The 14,524-nt window shown below is 71.7% G+C and carries 11 protein-coding genes; 5 read left to right on the top strand and 6 right to left on the bottom strand.

Annotated elements, in window-relative coordinates:
- Nucleotides 1–9 precede the first annotated feature (9 nt).
- From EJV46_RS22285 to EJV46_RS22260, 6 genes are all read right to left on the bottom strand, one after another.
- On the bottom strand, nt 10–1,116 hold the full coding sequence (locus tag EJV46_RS22285; protein ID WP_131550940.1) for a calcium:proton antiporter: 1,107 nt from the start codon (nt 1,114–1,116) through the stop codon (nt 10–12).
- Nucleotides 1,113–2,654, bottom strand: coding sequence for a hydantoinase B/oxoprolinase family protein (locus EJV46_RS22280; RefSeq protein ID WP_131550939.1), 1,542 nt, complete (start codon nt 2,652–2,654; stop codon nt 1,113–1,115). The genes EJV46_RS22285 and EJV46_RS22280 overlap by 4 nt, the downstream gene beginning before the upstream one ends.
- Nucleotides 2,654–4,720, bottom strand: coding sequence for a hydantoinase/oxoprolinase family protein (locus EJV46_RS22275; protein ID WP_131550938.1), 2,067 nt, complete (start codon nt 4,718–4,720; stop codon nt 2,654–2,656). The genes EJV46_RS22280 and EJV46_RS22275 overlap by 1 nt, the downstream gene beginning before the upstream one ends.
- Nucleotides 4,721–4,729: 9 nt before the next feature.
- A complete protein-coding gene (locus tag EJV46_RS22270) occupies nt 4,730–5,689 on the bottom strand; it encodes a tripartite tricarboxylate transporter substrate binding protein (RefSeq protein WP_165585687.1) in 960 nt (319 codons plus the stop codon).
- A gap of 82 nt (nt 5,690–5,771) precedes the next feature.
- The gene (locus EJV46_RS22265) at nt 5,772–6,974 is read right to left on the bottom strand and encodes an alanine--glyoxylate aminotransferase family protein (protein ID WP_131550936.1); all 1,203 of its coding nucleotides are present in this window, start codon (nt 6,972–6,974) and stop codon (nt 5,772–5,774) included.
- Nucleotides 6,975–7,065: 91 nt separating this feature from the next.
- A complete protein-coding gene (locus EJV46_RS22260; protein ID WP_131550935.1) occupies nt 7,066–8,241 on the bottom strand; it encodes a M20/M25/M40 family metallo-hydrolase in 1,176 nt (391 codons plus the stop codon).
- A gap of 216 nt (nt 8,242–8,457) precedes the next feature.
- On the opposite strand from EJV46_RS22260, the gene EJV46_RS22255 reads away from it, so the two are divergent.
- The 5 genes from EJV46_RS22255 to EJV46_RS22235 are packed head-to-tail and all read left to right on the top strand — an operon-like array spanning nt 8,458 to nt 14,486.
- Complete coding sequence (locus EJV46_RS22255) at nt 8,458–9,117, top strand: DUF1028 domain-containing protein (protein ID WP_131550934.1); 660 nt, start codon at nt 8,458–8,460, stop codon at nt 9,115–9,117.
- 45 nt (nt 9,118–9,162) lie between these two features.
- A complete protein-coding gene (locus EJV46_RS22250) occupies nt 9,163–10,674 on the top strand; it encodes an ABC transporter substrate-binding protein (protein WP_131550933.1) in 1,512 nt (503 codons plus the stop codon).
- Nucleotides 10,674–11,633 carry an ABC transporter permease gene (locus tag EJV46_RS22245; protein ID WP_131550932.1) on the top strand — a complete coding sequence of 320 codons (960 nt, stop codon included), beginning with the start codon at nt 10,674–10,676 and terminating at the stop codon, nt 11,631–11,633. Before EJV46_RS22250 ends, EJV46_RS22245 begins: the two co-directional genes overlap by 1 nt.
- The gene (locus EJV46_RS22240) at nt 11,630–12,451 is read left to right on the top strand and encodes an ABC transporter permease (RefSeq protein ID WP_131550931.1); all 822 of its coding nucleotides are present in this window, start codon (nt 11,630–11,632) and stop codon (nt 12,449–12,451) included. Before EJV46_RS22245 ends, EJV46_RS22240 begins: the two co-directional genes overlap by 4 nt.
- A complete protein-coding gene (locus EJV46_RS22235) occupies nt 12,444–14,486 on the top strand; it encodes an ABC transporter ATP-binding protein (RefSeq protein WP_131550930.1) in 2,043 nt (680 codons plus the stop codon). The genes EJV46_RS22240 and EJV46_RS22235 overlap by 8 nt, the downstream gene beginning before the upstream one ends.
- The last annotated feature ends 38 nt before the right edge of the window (nt 14,487–14,524 follow it).

The following is a 14,524-nucleotide window of genomic DNA, read 5'->3' as shown; positions in this document are numbered from 1 at the left end:
CCGCCTTCCCTACGGCTCGAACAGCAGCCCCACATAGGCCGCGAACAGGATCAGGTGCACCGCGCCCAGCAGCACATTGGTCCGCCCCGTGCCGAAGGTCAGCAGGCTCACGAAGAGCGTGAGGACCAGCAGCGCGATGAATTCCTGGGCCAGGCCCAGGATCACCTGCTGCCCCGTCGTCACGGCGATCAGCATCACCGCCGGCACGGTCAGCCCGATCGTGGAGAGCGCCGAGCCCAGCGAGATGTTCACCGCGCGCTGCAGCCGGTCGGCGCGGGCGGCGGCGATGGCGCTGATGCCCTCGGCCGTCAGCACCAGCATCGCGATCAGCACGCCGCCGAAGGCCGAGGGCAGGCGCAGCTGCCGCGCCCCGCTTTCGATCACGGCTGAGAGCATCTCGGCCAGCAGCACCACCGGCAGCAGGGACAGCACCAGCATCAGCGCGTGATGCGGGACCGTGCGCGCCTGGGCCGTCCGTGTCTGGGGCGCATGTCCCGAACTGCCCCGATGCGCCGGTTCCTGGAAGAAGCCGCGGTGCCGGTGCGTCTGCACCATCAGGAAGACGCCGTAGAGCAGCAGCGCCGCCGTCGAGAAGAACAGCATCTGGTGCGGCGTATAGGTGTGGTCCGCGGTGGAGATGGTGAAGGCCGGCAGCACCAGCGTCAGCACGGAGAGCGTCGCGATGACGGACAGATAGGCCGAGGCGCCGGAGATGTTGAACTCCTGCTCGCCGTTCCGGATCGCGCCGATGACGAGCGACAGCCCGATCAGCCCGTTCAGCACGATCATCAGAACGGCGAACATGGTGTCGCGCGCCAGCAGCGGGTCGGCCGCGCCGGTCAGCATGGCCGAGGTGATCAGCGCGACCTCCATGATCACGGCCGCGAGGGTGAGGATGAGCGTGCCGTAGGGCTCGCCGAGCAGATGCGCCAGGCAGTCGGCATGGCGCACCACGGAAACGGCGCACCACAGAATCAGCGGGAAGAGCCAGAGGAAGAGCAGCGTGAGCTTCCAGGGGCTCGAGAGGTCGGCGAGGAGATCCGGGCCGAGGGTGTTCAGCAGGATCACCGTGAGGAGGCCCAGGAAGGCCGCCGTTTCCCGCCGTGGGAAGCTCATCCGGGCTTGCCGTAGCCCCCGCCCCCGGGCGTGCGCAGGAGGACGCGCGTGCCGCGGTTCAGCACCTGCTGCTGGCGGGTATTGGCGGCTTCGCCGTCGATGAGCACCTCGCCGGTTGCGCCCGCGCCGCCGCCGAAGAGGCCGGGGGCCGGGAACTTCAGGCGCTCGGTGACGAAGACGGCGGCCATGTTGTCCACCTCGCTCTCCACCTCGGTCTCGTGGCCGCGGCCGCCGGCATGGCGCCCCGCGCCCCCGGAGCCCGGCCGCGAGATCTTGCGATGGATGAGCACGGGCGCGGTGCGCTCGGCCACCTCGACCGGCGTGGCGGAGATGTTGGAGGGCCAGGAGATGCTGTCCACGCCGTCCTGCGCGGCGCCCGCGCCGGTGCCGCCGTTGAAGAAGAGCGTGCTGGCGAAGGGCTGGTCGGCGGCGTCGCGGCCGGCGATGCTCATCATCCAGAGCGGGCTGCCGGGTGCCGCGCGCACCTTGTCGGGCAGCGCCTCGGCCAGGGCGCCGAAGATCAGCACCGGCACGTAGTGGCCCGTCGCCGCCCGGCCGCCGACGGAGGCCGGCTCCTTCGGGTTCACGATGGAGCCCTCGGGGGCCGCGATGCGGATCGGCCGGAAAATGCCGTCATTGGAGGGCAGCTCGGGCAGCAGCATGGCCTTGAGCACGAACCAGCTCATGGCGCGGGTATAGGTGAAGGGGCAGTTCACCGAGCGCGGCTGCTGCGGGCTGCTGCCGGCGAAGTCCACCAGCACCTCGCCGTCCCGGGCGGTGATCTCGACCTGGAGGTGGAACGGCTGGTCGAGCCCGTCCGTCTCGAAGGCATAGTGGTAGGTGCCGTCCGGGATGCTGCGCAGGCGTTCCCGCATGGCGACCTCGGAGCGCCCGAAGATCTCGTTCGCGACCTCGGTGAGATCGGCCAGGCCGTGATCCTCCATCGTCGAGACCACGCGGTCGCCGATCAGGGTGATGGCCGCGGCCTGGGCCCAGATGTCGCCCTCCGTCTGGTCTGGCGTGCGGATATTGGTGCGCAGCAGGATGATGAGCGTCGCATCCGCCACGCCCTCCCGCAGCAGGCACATGGGCGGGATGTGGAAGCCTTCCTCGAAGAGCTCGCGCGCCTCGGTGCTGCGGATGCGCCCGCCGATGTCGGGGACATGGCTGGTGGTGGCGCCGAAGGCCACGATCCGGCCGTCGAGGAAGACCGGCCGCACCAGGCACACGTCGTTCAGATGGCCCGTGCCGATCCAGGGGTTGTTGGTGATGTAGATGTCGCCCTCGCGCATCTCCGTCGGCGGCACGCGGGCGCAGACGGCGCGGACGGTGGCGGGCAGGGTGCCGATGAAGCTCGGGATCGAGCCGGTGTTCTGCGCGAGCGAGCGGCCGTCGGCATCGGTCAGCACGCAGGCGAAGTCGTTCGCCTCGTTGGACAGCGTGGAGAAGGAGGTGCGGACGATGGCCTTGGCGGCCTCGTCCACGGCGGAGATGAGCCGCGTCCAGACCAGCTCCAGCTTCACGGGATCGAGGGCCATCAGCCGATCTCCACCAGGATGTTTCCGGAGTCCAGCACGGTGAGGCGTCCCTTCGGGCCGACGACGAGGGTGGAGCCGGCCTCCTCCACCAAGGCGGGGCCGGACGCGGAGAAGCCGGGCCGCAGCCCGTCGCGCGCGAGAATCCTTGCCATGCCGGCGACACCGTCGGCCAGGATTTCCCGCTCGCCCGCGCCGGCCGCCTCGCCGAAGCGGGCCGCGGCGAGCTCGGTCGAGGCCTTCGCGCCGCGCAGCACCACGCGGGCATGCACGAGATCGACCGGCACCTTGGGGGGCGGGCGGCGGAAGCGCTCCAGATAGGCAGAATCGAAGGCCGTCGCGATCAGCGCGTGCAGGGCCGCGTCGTCGGCGGGCCAGGGTCCGGGCGGCAGGACCACCGGCATATGCGCGCCCTGGCCGGTGCAGCGGGCATCTACGATCCGCTCGGAGGAGGCGCCCTCGGCGAAGCCGCCGCGCTCCAGCACCGCCTGCGCGTCGGCCTCCAGCGCGGCGAAGGCCGCCTCCAGCTCCGCCGCCCTCCAGGCCAGCAGGCGGCGGCCCAGCGTCGCCACGCGGTCCACGCGCGGCGGCGCGGTCAGCAGGCCGAAGGCCGAGGCCACGCCGGCCTCGGGCGGAATGACCATGCGCTTGATCCCAAGCTTGCGCGCCAGGTGGTAGCCGTGCACCGGCCCGCCGCCGCCGGTGCAAACGAGGGTGAAGCCCGAGGCGTCGCGGCCGCGCTCCGCCAGATGCGTGCGCGCCGCGCCGGCCATGGCTTCGGTCACCACGTCATGAATGCCCCAGGCGGCGGCCTCGCGCGTGATGCCGAGGGATTGCGCCAGCGCGTCCATCGCGGCCTCGGCGGCGGCGCGGTCGAGGGGCAGGCTGCCGCCGGCGAAGCGCGTGGGGTCGAGATAGCCGAGCAGCAGGTTGGCGTCCGTCACCGTCGGCGCCGCGCCGCCGCGGCCGTAGCAGGCCGGGCCGGGCTCGGAGCCCGCGGAATCCGGGCCGACCTTCAGCAGGCCGATCGCGTCGCGCCGGGCGATGGAGCCGCCGCCCGCGCCGATCTCCATGAGGTCCACGGCGGAGATGCGGATGGGGAGCCCGCTGCCCTCGATGAAGCGCGCCTGGCGGGCGGCCTCGAAGCCGAAGACGATCTCGGGCTCGCCATGCTCCACGACGGAGAGCTTGGCCGTGGTGCCGCCCATGTCGAAGGCGAGGATGCGCGGCTCGGAGGGGCCGGCGAGGTGGGCGGCGGCCAGCGCGCCCGCGGCCGGGCCGGATTCCAGCAGCTGCACGGGCGCGCGCTGCGCCTCCTCCACATGGGTGAGCCCGCCATTGGAGAGCATCAGCAGCAGCGGCGCCCGGATGCCGAGGCCGGCCAGCTCGCCGGACAGCCGCGCGAGGTAGCGGCCGGCCAGCGGCGCGACATAGGCGTTGGCGGTGGCGGTCGAGCCGCGCTCGTATTCGCGCACCTCGCGCACGATGGCATGCGAGGCCGTCACATTCAGCTGCGGGAATTTTTCGGCGAGGCGCCGCGCGGCCGCGCGCTCGTGCTCGGGATGGAGGTCGCTGTGCAGGAAAAGGATGGCGACGGATTCCGCGCCCGATGCCACCGCCTTCGCCGCGGCGGTGTCCAGCGCGTCCAGGTCCAGCGGTGTCACCACGGTGCCGTCCGCCTTCACGCGCTCCGGCACTTCCAGCCGAAGCTCCGCCGGCACCAGCGGTGCCGGCGGCGTCAGCGAAAGGTCGTAGAGCTCGTAGCGGCGTTCCCGGCCGATCTGCAGGATGTCGGCAAAACCCTCGGTGGTGAGCAGCGCGGTGCGCGCGCCCTTCCGCTCGATCAGCGCATTGGTGAAGAGCGTCGTCGCATGCACCACGCGGCCGATCTCGGCGGCCTCCGCGCCGGACTCGCCCAGCAGCCGCCGCGTCCCCTCCAGGATGCCGAGCACGGGGTCCGCATGGGTCGTCAGCACCTTCAGGCTGCCGGAGCGGAGATGCGCGGGATCATGGAGCACGAGGTCCGTGAAGGTGCCGCCGATGTCGATGCCGAGGGAGAGCGAGGGCAATGGATCGTCCTACTGGATGGTGATGCGGGCTTCGCGGATGACGCGGCCCCAGCGCTCGGCGTCGGCGCGCACCAGCTCCGCGAGCTCCCCCGGCGGGCCGTCGGCGCGCTCGGCGCCGAGCTCCACGAAACGGGCGCGGACGGCGGGGTCCGCCATGATGCGCCGGATGCCCTGGTGCAGCCGCAGCACCAGCGGCGCCGGCGTGCCGGCCGGCGCGAAGATGCCGAACCAGGACAGCGCCTCGTAGCCCGGCACCGTCTCCGCGACGGTGGGGATTTCCGGCGCCGAGGGGCTGCGCCGGGGCGAGGTGACGGCCAGGCCGCGCAGGCGCCCCTCGCGCACATGGTCGATGATGGAGGGCAGGTTCTCGAACATGAGCTGGATCTGCCCGCCCAGCAGGTCGATCAGCGCCGCGCCGCTGCCGCGATAGGGGATATGCGTGACGTCCGCGCCGGTCATCAGCTTCAGCAGTTCGCCCGAGAGATGCGTCGTCGCGCCATTCCCGGCCGAGCCGTAGTTGATGGTGCCGGGATGCGCCTTCGACCAGGCGATCAGCTCGGCGATGCTGCGCACCGGCACGGCGTTGTTGACGGCGACGAGGTTCGGCAGCGTCGCGACCAGCGCCACCGGCGCGAAGTCGCGCACGGGGTCGTAGGGCAGGTTGGGGAAGAGCGCCCGCGCCGTCGCATGCGTGGGCGGCGCGCCCATGAGCAGCGTGGTGCCGTCGCCGCGGCTCTGCGCCACCTGCGCCGCGCCGATCGTGCCCGAGGCGCCGGGGCGGATGTCCACCACCATGGGCTGGCCGAACTCGGCCTGGGAGCGCTCGGCGATCAGGCGGGCCAGCAGGTCGGTTGTCCCGCCCTGCGCGAAGGGGACGACCATGCGGATCGGCCGGCTCACCACCTCCTGCGCCAGGGCAGGGAAGGCGCCGAGCGTGATGCCCAGGGCGGGAAGGGTGCGGCGCCGCATCACGGAAGCTCCTGGATGGTTATGCCGCAGCCTCGCCGAGGCCGGGCCCCGCGTGAACTCCTTATAAGCACCTCGAGGCGCGCTATTCCGCGGCCCGCGCCATCGGGGGTGGCAGGCTGCCCAGGAAAGCGGCAGCGGCGGCCACGCCCGCGCCCGGCGCCACGGCATGCCCCAGCTCGCGCAGCACGGATTCGAGCTGCATGAGGTCGGTCAGGATCGTGCCCTCGTCATGCCCGCCCATCACGCCGATGCGGATGACCTTGCCCTGCAGCCGGTTGCGCGCGCCGGCGATCACCGTCGCGTGGCGCTGGTACATCAGCCGCACGATGTCGCCGCCCTGCAGCCGCGCCGGCACCTCGAAGACCACGACGGTCGAGGAGCGATGCGCCGCGCGGGTGAACTCGCCGAGGCCCATCGCGGCGCCGCCGGCCCGCAGCGCATCGGCCAGGCGGCGGTGGCGGGCGAGCACCTTCGGCAGCGTCTCGGCCGCGATCATCGTCAGCGCCACGTGCAGCCCCGCCACATGCGAGACACTGGGCGTGAAGGGCGTCTCGTGCTTCTCCGCATTGGCCAGCGCCTTGCGCAGGTCGAAGAAGAAGCGCGGCATGGCCTCGTTGCGCATCACGCGGGCGCGGGCGCGCTCGCTCAGGCTGATGAGCCCCAGTCCCGGCGGGCACATCAGCGCCTTCTGCGAGGCGGAGACCACCACGTCCACGCCCCATTCGTCCTGCCGCATCTCCAGCCCGGCCAGGCCGCTCACCGAATCGGTGACGAGCAGCGTGCGCGTGCCCTGGACCAGCCGGCCGAGGGCCGCGAGGTCGGCCACCGCGCCGGTCGAGCTCTCATTGTGGGTGACGAGCAGCGCCCCGTAATCCGCCTCGCGCAGCTTCTCCGCCACGACCGCCGGGTCCGGCGCCTCGCCCCAGGTGAATTCCACCAGGTCCACCTGGGCGCCGAGGCTGCGGGCGATCTCGGCGAAGCGCTCGCCGAACTGGCCGTGCGAGGCCACCAGCACGCGCTCGGCGGGAGCGAGGATATTGGCGAGCGTCGCCTCCATCGCCGCCGTGCCCGAGCCAGCCAGGAAAACCACCGGATTCGCCGTGCCGAGCACCGGCCGGATCAGCGCCTCGGTCGCGGCCAGCATGGCGCGGAACTCGGGGCCGCGGTGGTTGATCATCGGGCGGGCGAGGGCGGCGCGGACCGCCTCCGGCACTTCCGTCGGGCCCGGCAGGCGCAGGCGATAGCCGGGCGGGGGCGTGAACGGATCCTGGAACGCTGCGGTCAATATACCAACCCCTGCTGGTCGAATGCGGGCCGGCAGAGTGCGAGCGCGAAGGGGGCGCGTCAATTCGGCCGCGCCGGCGCGGACCTGCCGGTCAGGTCTGCACGCGGCCTTCGGAGGCCGCGGCCATCAGCCCTGCGAGCACCGCGCCGCGCGTGACGATGGACGCCACCTCCACCTGCTCGCGCCGGCTGCAGGTGTCGTGGGTGATCGGGCCGAGCCCGTCCAGCACCGGCACGCCGAGTCGCGCGGCGAAGCTGCCGTCCGAGCCGCCGCGCGAGACCACGGAGAAGACCGGGATGCCCAGCTCCCCGCAGAAGCCCTCCGCCAGCCCATAGAGCGACAGCGTGCCGGGCAGGGTCGGCATGGCGGGCCGGGTGAAGCCGCCCCGGAAAGCGATGGAGACGCGCGGGTCCGCGGGCGGGCGCGCGACCAGGGCGCGCACCTCCGCCAGAAGCTTCTCGGCGGCCGCGTCGTCCGGCGCGCGGAGGTCCACATGCATCTCGGCATGGCCGGAGACCACCTGCCGCGCCTCGCCGCCCTTGAAGATGCCGATGGAGCAGCCGAGGCCATTGGCCGGATCGCCAAGCGCCTCCAGTGGCCCGACGAGCGCGGCCAGGGCGGCGATGGCGCTGGCGCCGTTGTCGCGGTTGGCCCCCACATGCGCGGTGACGCCCGTCGCCGTCAGGTAGACCGCGCCGATGGCGCCGCGGCCGATGCAGATGCCGCCGCCGGGCCGGCAGGGCTCCAGCGTCAGGCAGAGATCCGCCTCGCGCGCGACGGCCTCGAGCCATTCGCGGCTGCCGGGGCTGCCGATCTCCTCGTCCGGCACCACGCAGAAGGTGATGGAGGCGAGCCCGCCCAGCGCCTGGTCGGCGAGCAGGAATTTCAGCGCATGCATCGCCATGATGACATTGGTCTTCATGTCGCCGACGCCCGGGCCGGTGATGCGGTCGCCGATACGCGCGAAGGGCCATTCGGCGGCGATGCCGGCGGGCCAGACCGTGTCGGCATGGCCGAGGATCAGCAGCCGCGGCCCGTTGCCGCCCAGCGCGAGCCGTGCCGTCATCTGGTCGCCGAAGCCGGGCAGGGGCCGGCGCTCGACCGCGAAGCCCAGGCCGCCCAGCATGCCGGCCCAGATGTCGATGACCGCGTTCACGCCCTCCGCCATGTAGGAGCCGCTGTCGATGTTCACGCTGCGCTCGGCCATGGCAAGGATGGAGGGGAGCTCCTGCTCCATCCGTGCGGCGTAATGAGTGATGTCGGTCATGGGGTTCCTCCGCGCCGCGGAGCCTAGACCCGGGCCACGCACCGCGTCACCCTCGCCGGCGGGAGGTCCTTATGACGAGTTCGGCGCTGTCCGTGCCCAGGCCGTGGCCGACGGATTGGGCAGCCTGCCTCCTCGCAGGGCAATCGCGGTGGATTTCACTGGACAAGCCGGCCTCGGCCCCCCTGACATGAACCAGACGCGGAGTAGTTTGCGCCCATGACCTATTCGCTTCTCGGCCGTTGCGCCCGCACGGCGCAGTTCGGCGCGGCCGTGACCACCTCCAGCCTCGCCGTCGGCTCGCGCGTGCCGCATGTGGCGCCGCGCATCGGCGGCGTGCTCACGCAGCACCGCACCGATCCGCGCCTGGGGCCGCGCGGGCTCGAGCTGCTGGCGGGCGGCTGCTCGGCGGAGGAGACCCTGGCCGCGCTGGTGGCGAGCACGCCGCACCACAAGTGGCGGCAGCTCGCCTGCATCGACGCCCAGGGCCGTACGGCGCATTTCCACGGCGCCGCGGTGAAGCCCGCGCTGGACGCGGTGCATGTGAAGGACTGCGTGGCCATGGGCAACATCCTGGCCAACGACCGCGTGCCCTCCGCCATGGCCGCCGCCTTCGTGGAGAGCGAGGGCGAGCCCCTGGCCGAGCGCCTGATGCGCGCCATGGAGGCCGGCGAGGCGGCCGGCGGCGAGGGCCGCCCCGTGATCTCGGCCGCGCTGCTGGTGATGGAGCGCGAGGTCTTCCCGCTGGTGGACCTGCGCGTGGATCTCGCGCCCGAGGCCATCTCCGCCATGCGCACGCTGTGGGACGCCTATTCGCCCGAGGTCGAGACCTTCGTCCTCCGCGCGGTCGATCCCGACGCCGCGCCCGGAATCATCTGAGGCTCGTCATCTGAAGCCCATCTTCTGAATCCACGGAGAACCGCCATGACGCTGTCCCGCCGCTCCGCCCTCGCGCTGCCCGCGCTGGCCGGGTCCGTCGCACTGTCCCGTCCCGGCGCCTCCCAGGCCGGCGGCGGCGTGCTGCGCATCGCCATGAGCGCCAATCTGCGCAACCTCGACCCCGCCAAGATGACGATCGGCGAGGAGTTCGCGCATGCGATCTTCGTCTTCAACGGCCTGACGCGCATGAAGCTGGACCAGTCGGTCGAGCCGGAGCTGGCGGAATCCTGGTCCTATTCGGACGACCTGAAGACCTGGGAGTTCAAGCTGCGCCGCGGTGTGAAGTTCCACCACGGCCGCGAGATGACGGCGGCCGACGTCATCCGCTCCTACGAGCGCATCCTCGATCCCGCGACCGGCGCGCCGAGCCGCAGCAACTACGACATGATCGAGAAGATGGAGGCGCCGGATCCTTATACGGTCATCTTCCGCCTCTCCTATGCCTATGGCGGCTTCGCCGACATCCTCTCCGACCGGCAGGTGAAGATCGTCCCGGCCGACAAGGTCGACGAGCTCAACACCCACCCGATCGGCACCGGGCCCTTCGTCTTCCGCAGCTACACGCCGGGCGACCGCATCGTCTACGCGCGCAACCCGGACTACTGGGAGGCGGGGCCGCGCTTCGACGGCGTGGAGATGCGCATCCTGCCCGAGATGTCGGTGCGCCTCGCGGCGCTGCAGGCCGGCGACCTCGACGTGGTGTGGGATCTCGGGCCCGAGAACATCCGCGCCCTGCGCGAGGTGCGCAACGTCCGCACCGAGAGCGTGCCCACGGCCTCGTGGGACGGCGCGATCCTGAACAACAGCATGGCGCCCTTCAACGACGTGCGCGTGCGGCGCGCGCTGCATCTCGCCGTGCCCAAGGGCGACGTGGCGGAGGTCGTGCTCTTCGGCGAGGGCGCCCCCACGCACAGCCCCATCGCACCCAACCACCCCTTCTTCGCGGGCGACATCCCCTTCCCGGCGCGGGCCGACATCCAGGGCGCGCGCCGCCTGCTGCGCGAGGCGGGGCATACGACGATCCGCGTGCCGCTGGTCATCCCGGTCGGCCGTCCGGTGCGCGAGCGGCTCGGCGTCACGCTGCAGCAGATGGCGCGGCCGGCGGGCTTCGAGTTCGAGATCCAGCGCGTGCCCTTCGCGCGCTACTCGGCCGAGGTGGCCGGCAAGGTGCCCGCCTATATCGACGGCTACTTCGCCCGGCCGACGATCGACACCTCCACCTTCCCCTTCCTGCATTCCCGCGGCAGCCAGAACACGCGGCTCTGGGTCTACAACGAGCCGAAGGTCGATGCGGCGCTGGAGGCCGCGCGGCTGACGGGCGACCCGGCCGTGCAGAAGACGCATTACGTCGCGATGCAGCGCGCCATGGTGGACAACCCGCCGGGCTATATCGCCTATGCGCAGAAATTCGCCTGCGCCTACCGCTCGGCGGTGAAGGACGTGCAGACGCATCCCATGCGCTGGTTCGACCTGCGGGCCGGCTACATAGGTTCCTGATGGCGGGCTTTCTCGCGCGGCGCTTCCTGTCCGTCCTCTTCGTGCTCTGGGCGATGACCGTGCTGGTCTTCGCCATCGTGCATATCCTGCCCGGCAGCGTGGCCCATATGATCCTGGGCGAGTTCGCGACGGACGCGGCGATCGTCGAGCTGGAGGAACGGCTCGGCCTGAACCAGCCGCTCTACCTGCAGTACTGGCATTGGTTCACCGGGCTGCTGCGCGGCGACTTCGGCCAGTCGCTGACCATGGAACGGCCGGCGGCGCCGCTGATCCTCGAGGCGCTGGGCAAATCCGCCATCCTGGCCGGCATCAGCATCGTGCTGGTGGCGATCGTCGGCATCTCGCTCGGCATCCATTCGGCGACGCATGTGGGCACCTGGTCGGACCGCGGGCTCACGCTCATGCAGTACTTCTTCATCGCCGTGCCCGAGTTCTTCTGGTGCATCCTGGTCATCCTCTTCTTCGCCGCCTGGCTCGGCTGGCTGCCGGCCACCGGCTATTCGCCGATCTCCGAGGCCGGGATCCTGGGCTGGGCGCGGCACCTGATCCTGCCGGTGTCCACGCTGGTGCTGGGGCTGATCGCGCATATCTCGCGCCTCGTGCGCTCCTCCATGCTGGAGGCGATCGAGAGCCGCTACGTGCTCGCCGCCCGCGCCAAGGGCCTGCCCGAGCGCATCGTGCTCCGCCGCCATGCGCTGCCCAATGCGCTGCTGCCGGCCATCACCATCCTGGCCGTGGATATCGGCATCCTGATCGGCGGCATCGTGGTGGTGGAGAGCGTCTTCGCCTATCCGGGCCTGGGCCGGATGCTGATCTACGCGATCGACAACCAGGACGTCCCGCTGATGATGGGGGGGATGATCGTGATCACCACGATCTACGCCCTGGCGAACCTGGCGGCCGACATCCTCTACGCCGTGCTCAATCCGCGCATCCGCGTGAGCGGGACCGCGGGATGAGGATTCCACGAACCCTGATCGTCGGCGGCCTCGTCGTCGGCGCCATCTGCCTCCTCGCGGCCATCGGCCCCTGGATCGTGCCCTTCGAGCCGGACGCCTTCTCCGTCCGCGAGCGGCTGCTGCCGCCCTCGGCCGAGCACTGGTTCGGCACCGACGAGTTCGGGCGCGACGTCTTCTCGCGCGTGCTCGCCGGCGCGCACCACTCGCTGCTGATGGGCTTCGGCGCCACCGCGCTCAGCCTGGCCATCGGCGTGCCGCTCGGGATGATCGCGGCCTTCCGGCGCGGCTGGACGGAGGAGGTCATCATGCGCGGCGTGGACCTCATGATCTCCATCCCGCCGGTGCTGCTGGGCCTGCTGATCCTGGCCGTCACGGATCCCGGCCTGATGAAGACGATGATCGCGGTCGGGCTGGTCTACGTGCCCATCATGACGCGCGTCTCGCGCGCCGTGGCGCTCGGCCTGCTGGCGGAGGATTTCGTCGAGGCGGCACGCGCGCGGGGCGAGGGGGCCTTCCACATCCTGGCGCGCGAGATCCTGCCCAATGCCTGGCCGCCCCTCATCGTCGAGACGGCGCTGCGCATCACCTTCGCGATCCTGCTGGGCTCGGCGCTGAGCTTCCTGGGCCTCGGCCCGCAGCCGCCGGACAGCGAATGGGGCCTCATGATCGCCGAAAGCCGGCCCTTCATCAGCGAGGCGCCCTGGATCGGCCTCGCGCCCGGCCTGTGCCTGTGCCTGCTGCTGATCTCCGTGAACATCGTGGGCGAGGGTCTGCGCGACCTGCTCGATCCCCGGCTGAGGGGGCGCGGGCATGGTTGATCCGATGGCCGACGCACCGCTTCTCGACATCAAGCGCATGTCGCTGACCTACGCGACCCAGCGCGGGCCGGTGCACGCGCTGCAGGACGTGTCGCTCGCCATCCCGCGCGGCGGGGCCATGGGGCTGGTGGGCGAGAGCGGCTCCGGAAAATCCTCGGTCGTGCTGGCCATGCTGGGCCTGCTCGGCCAGGGCGCGGAGACGGTCTGCGATTCCGCGCTCTTCGACGGCCTGGACCTGCGCGCGGCCGCCGAGACCCTGCGCGGCCGGCGCATCGGCGTGGTCTTCCAGGATCCCGCGGCGGCGCTCAATCCCGCGCTGACCATCGGCTTCCAGGTGGCGGAGCCGCTGGTGCAGCATCGCGGCCTCTCGCGCGAGGCCGCCTTTGCGCGCGCCGTGGAGCTGCTGGGCGAGATGGGCATCGCCCGCGCGGCGCAGGTGGCGCGCGCCTATCCACACCAGCTCTCCGGCGGCATGAAGCAGCGCGCGGTGATCGCGACCGCCCTGGCCTGCGAGCCCGAGCTGCTGCTGCTGGACGAGCCGACCACCGCGCTCGACGTGACCGTGGAGGCGCAGATCCTCGATTTGCTGGAGGAGCTGCGGCGCGAGCGCGGAGTCTCCATGCTGCTGGTCAGCCACAATCTCGGCATCGTGGACCGGCTCTGCGACGAGCTGACCGTGCTCTATGCCGGCCGAGTGGTGGAGCAGGGCGCCTGCACGGAGCTGCTGGGCGATCCGCGCCACCCCTATACGCGCGGCCTGCTGGCGGCGCTGCCGCGGGTGGATCGCGGGAAGATGGGCCGGCTCGCGCCCATCCCGGGCGGATTGCCCGATCTCACCAGGCCCATCGAGGGCTGCAACTTCGAGCCGCGCTGCGCCTTCGCCGTCGCGGCCTGCGCGCTGCCGCAGGCGCTGCGCGCCGCCGACGGCCGCGCCGTGCGCTGCCACCGCGCGGAGGAGATCGCCGGCCAGCCCTGGCCCATCCCGGAGGCCGCCGCGGACGCCGTCCGGCCGGAGAAGCCGCTGACGCTTCTGCGCGCCGAGGGCCTCACGCGCAGCTTCGGCCATAGCTCCCTCCTGTCGCGCCTCAGCCTCAAGGGGCTGAAGCCCGCGACGGATTTCAAGGCTGTGGACGGGGTCTCGCTCACCATCGGCCGCGGCGAGGTGCTGGGGCTGGTGGGCGAATCCGGCTGCGGCAAGTCCACGCTGGGGCGCCTCGTGCTGCGGCTGCTGCGCGCGGATTCCGGCACGCTGCACTTCGAGGGCAAGGAGATCGCCGACGAGCCGCCGACCGCCTATCGGCGCCGCGCGCAGATCGTCTTCCAGAACCCGGACAGCTCGCTCAATCCGCGCCAGACGGTGGACGAGGCGCTGCGCCGCCCGCTGATCCGCTTCGGCCTCGCCAGCGGCGCCGAGGCCACGAAGGAGGTCGAGCGCCTGCTCGACCTCGTGCGCCTGCCGCCGAGCTACCGCCAGCGCTATCCGCACCAGATGTCGGGCGGCGAGAAGCAGCGCATCGGCATCGCCCGCGCGCTGGCCAGCCGGCCCGACTTCCTCGTCTGCGACGAGGCGGTCTCGGCGCTCGACGTCTCGGTCCAGGCGGCGGTGCTGAACCTGCTGACCGACCTGCGCGACGAGCTGGATGTCGCCTATCTCTTCATCTCGCATGACATCGGCGTCGTCGCGCATATCGCCGACCGCATCGCCGTGATGTACCGCGGCGCGATCGTGGAGGAGGGCCCGGCGCGCGAGATGCTGATGCCGCCCTACCACCCCTATACCGAGGCGCTGCTCTCCGCCGTGCCGGTGGTGGGGGCGCATGGCCGCGCGGCGAGCCGAATCCGGCTCACGGGCGATGTCTCCTCCGCACCCGGCACCATCGGCTGCCGCTTCGCCCATCGCTGCCCGCGCCATCTCGGCGCCACCTGCGACACGGTGGAGCCCCCCGTGCGGAAGTTCGGCGAGGGCCACCGCATCGCATGCCACCTGACGCCGGACGAGCTGAAGGCCATGCCGCCGGCGCTGGCGGCGGAATAGCCGCCCGCGAATCTTCGCGGCCCTCCCGGGCGAATATC

This window comes from Roseococcus sp. SYP-B2431 (assembly GCF_004336745.1).
Taxonomy (GTDB): Bacteria; Pseudomonadota; Alphaproteobacteria; order Acetobacterales; family Acetobacteraceae; genus Roseococcus.
The sequence above is the reverse complement of the archived record's forward strand: the minus strand, read 5'-3'. Positions and strand labels throughout refer to the sequence as shown.

Bases quoted from the DNA above. Each gene is read 5' to 3' on its own strand.
- EJV46_RS22280 (WP_131550939.1), bottom strand. From the start codon at position 2,654: ATGGCCCTCGATCCCGTGAAGCTGGAGCTGGTCTGGACGCGGCTCATC.
- EJV46_RS22260 (WP_131550935.1), bottom strand. From the start codon at position 8,241: ATGACCGACATCACTCATTACGCCGCACGGATGGAGCAGGAGCTCCCC.
- EJV46_RS22270 (WP_165585687.1), bottom strand. From the start codon at position 5,689: ATGCGGCGCCGCACCCTTCCCGCCCTGGGCATCACGCTCGGCGCCTTC.
- EJV46_RS22285 (WP_131550940.1), bottom strand. From the start codon at position 1,116: ATGAGCTTCCCACGGCGGGAAACGGCGGCCTTCCTGGGCCTCCTCACG.
- EJV46_RS22245 (WP_131550932.1), top strand. From the start codon at position 10,674: ATGGCGGGCTTTCTCGCGCGGCGCTTCCTGTCCGTCCTCTTCGTGCTC.
- EJV46_RS22255 (WP_131550934.1), top strand. From the start codon at position 8,458: ATGACCTATTCGCTTCTCGGCCGTTGCGCCCGCACGGCGCAGTTCGGC.
- EJV46_RS22240 (WP_131550931.1), top strand. From the start codon at position 11,630: ATGAGGATTCCACGAACCCTGATCGTCGGCGGCCTCGTCGTCGGCGCC.
- EJV46_RS22250 (WP_131550933.1), top strand. From the start codon at position 9,163: ATGACGCTGTCCCGCCGCTCCGCCCTCGCGCTGCCCGCGCTGGCCGGG.
- EJV46_RS22235 (WP_131550930.1), top strand. From the start codon at position 12,444: ATGGTTGATCCGATGGCCGACGCACCGCTTCTCGACATCAAGCGCATG.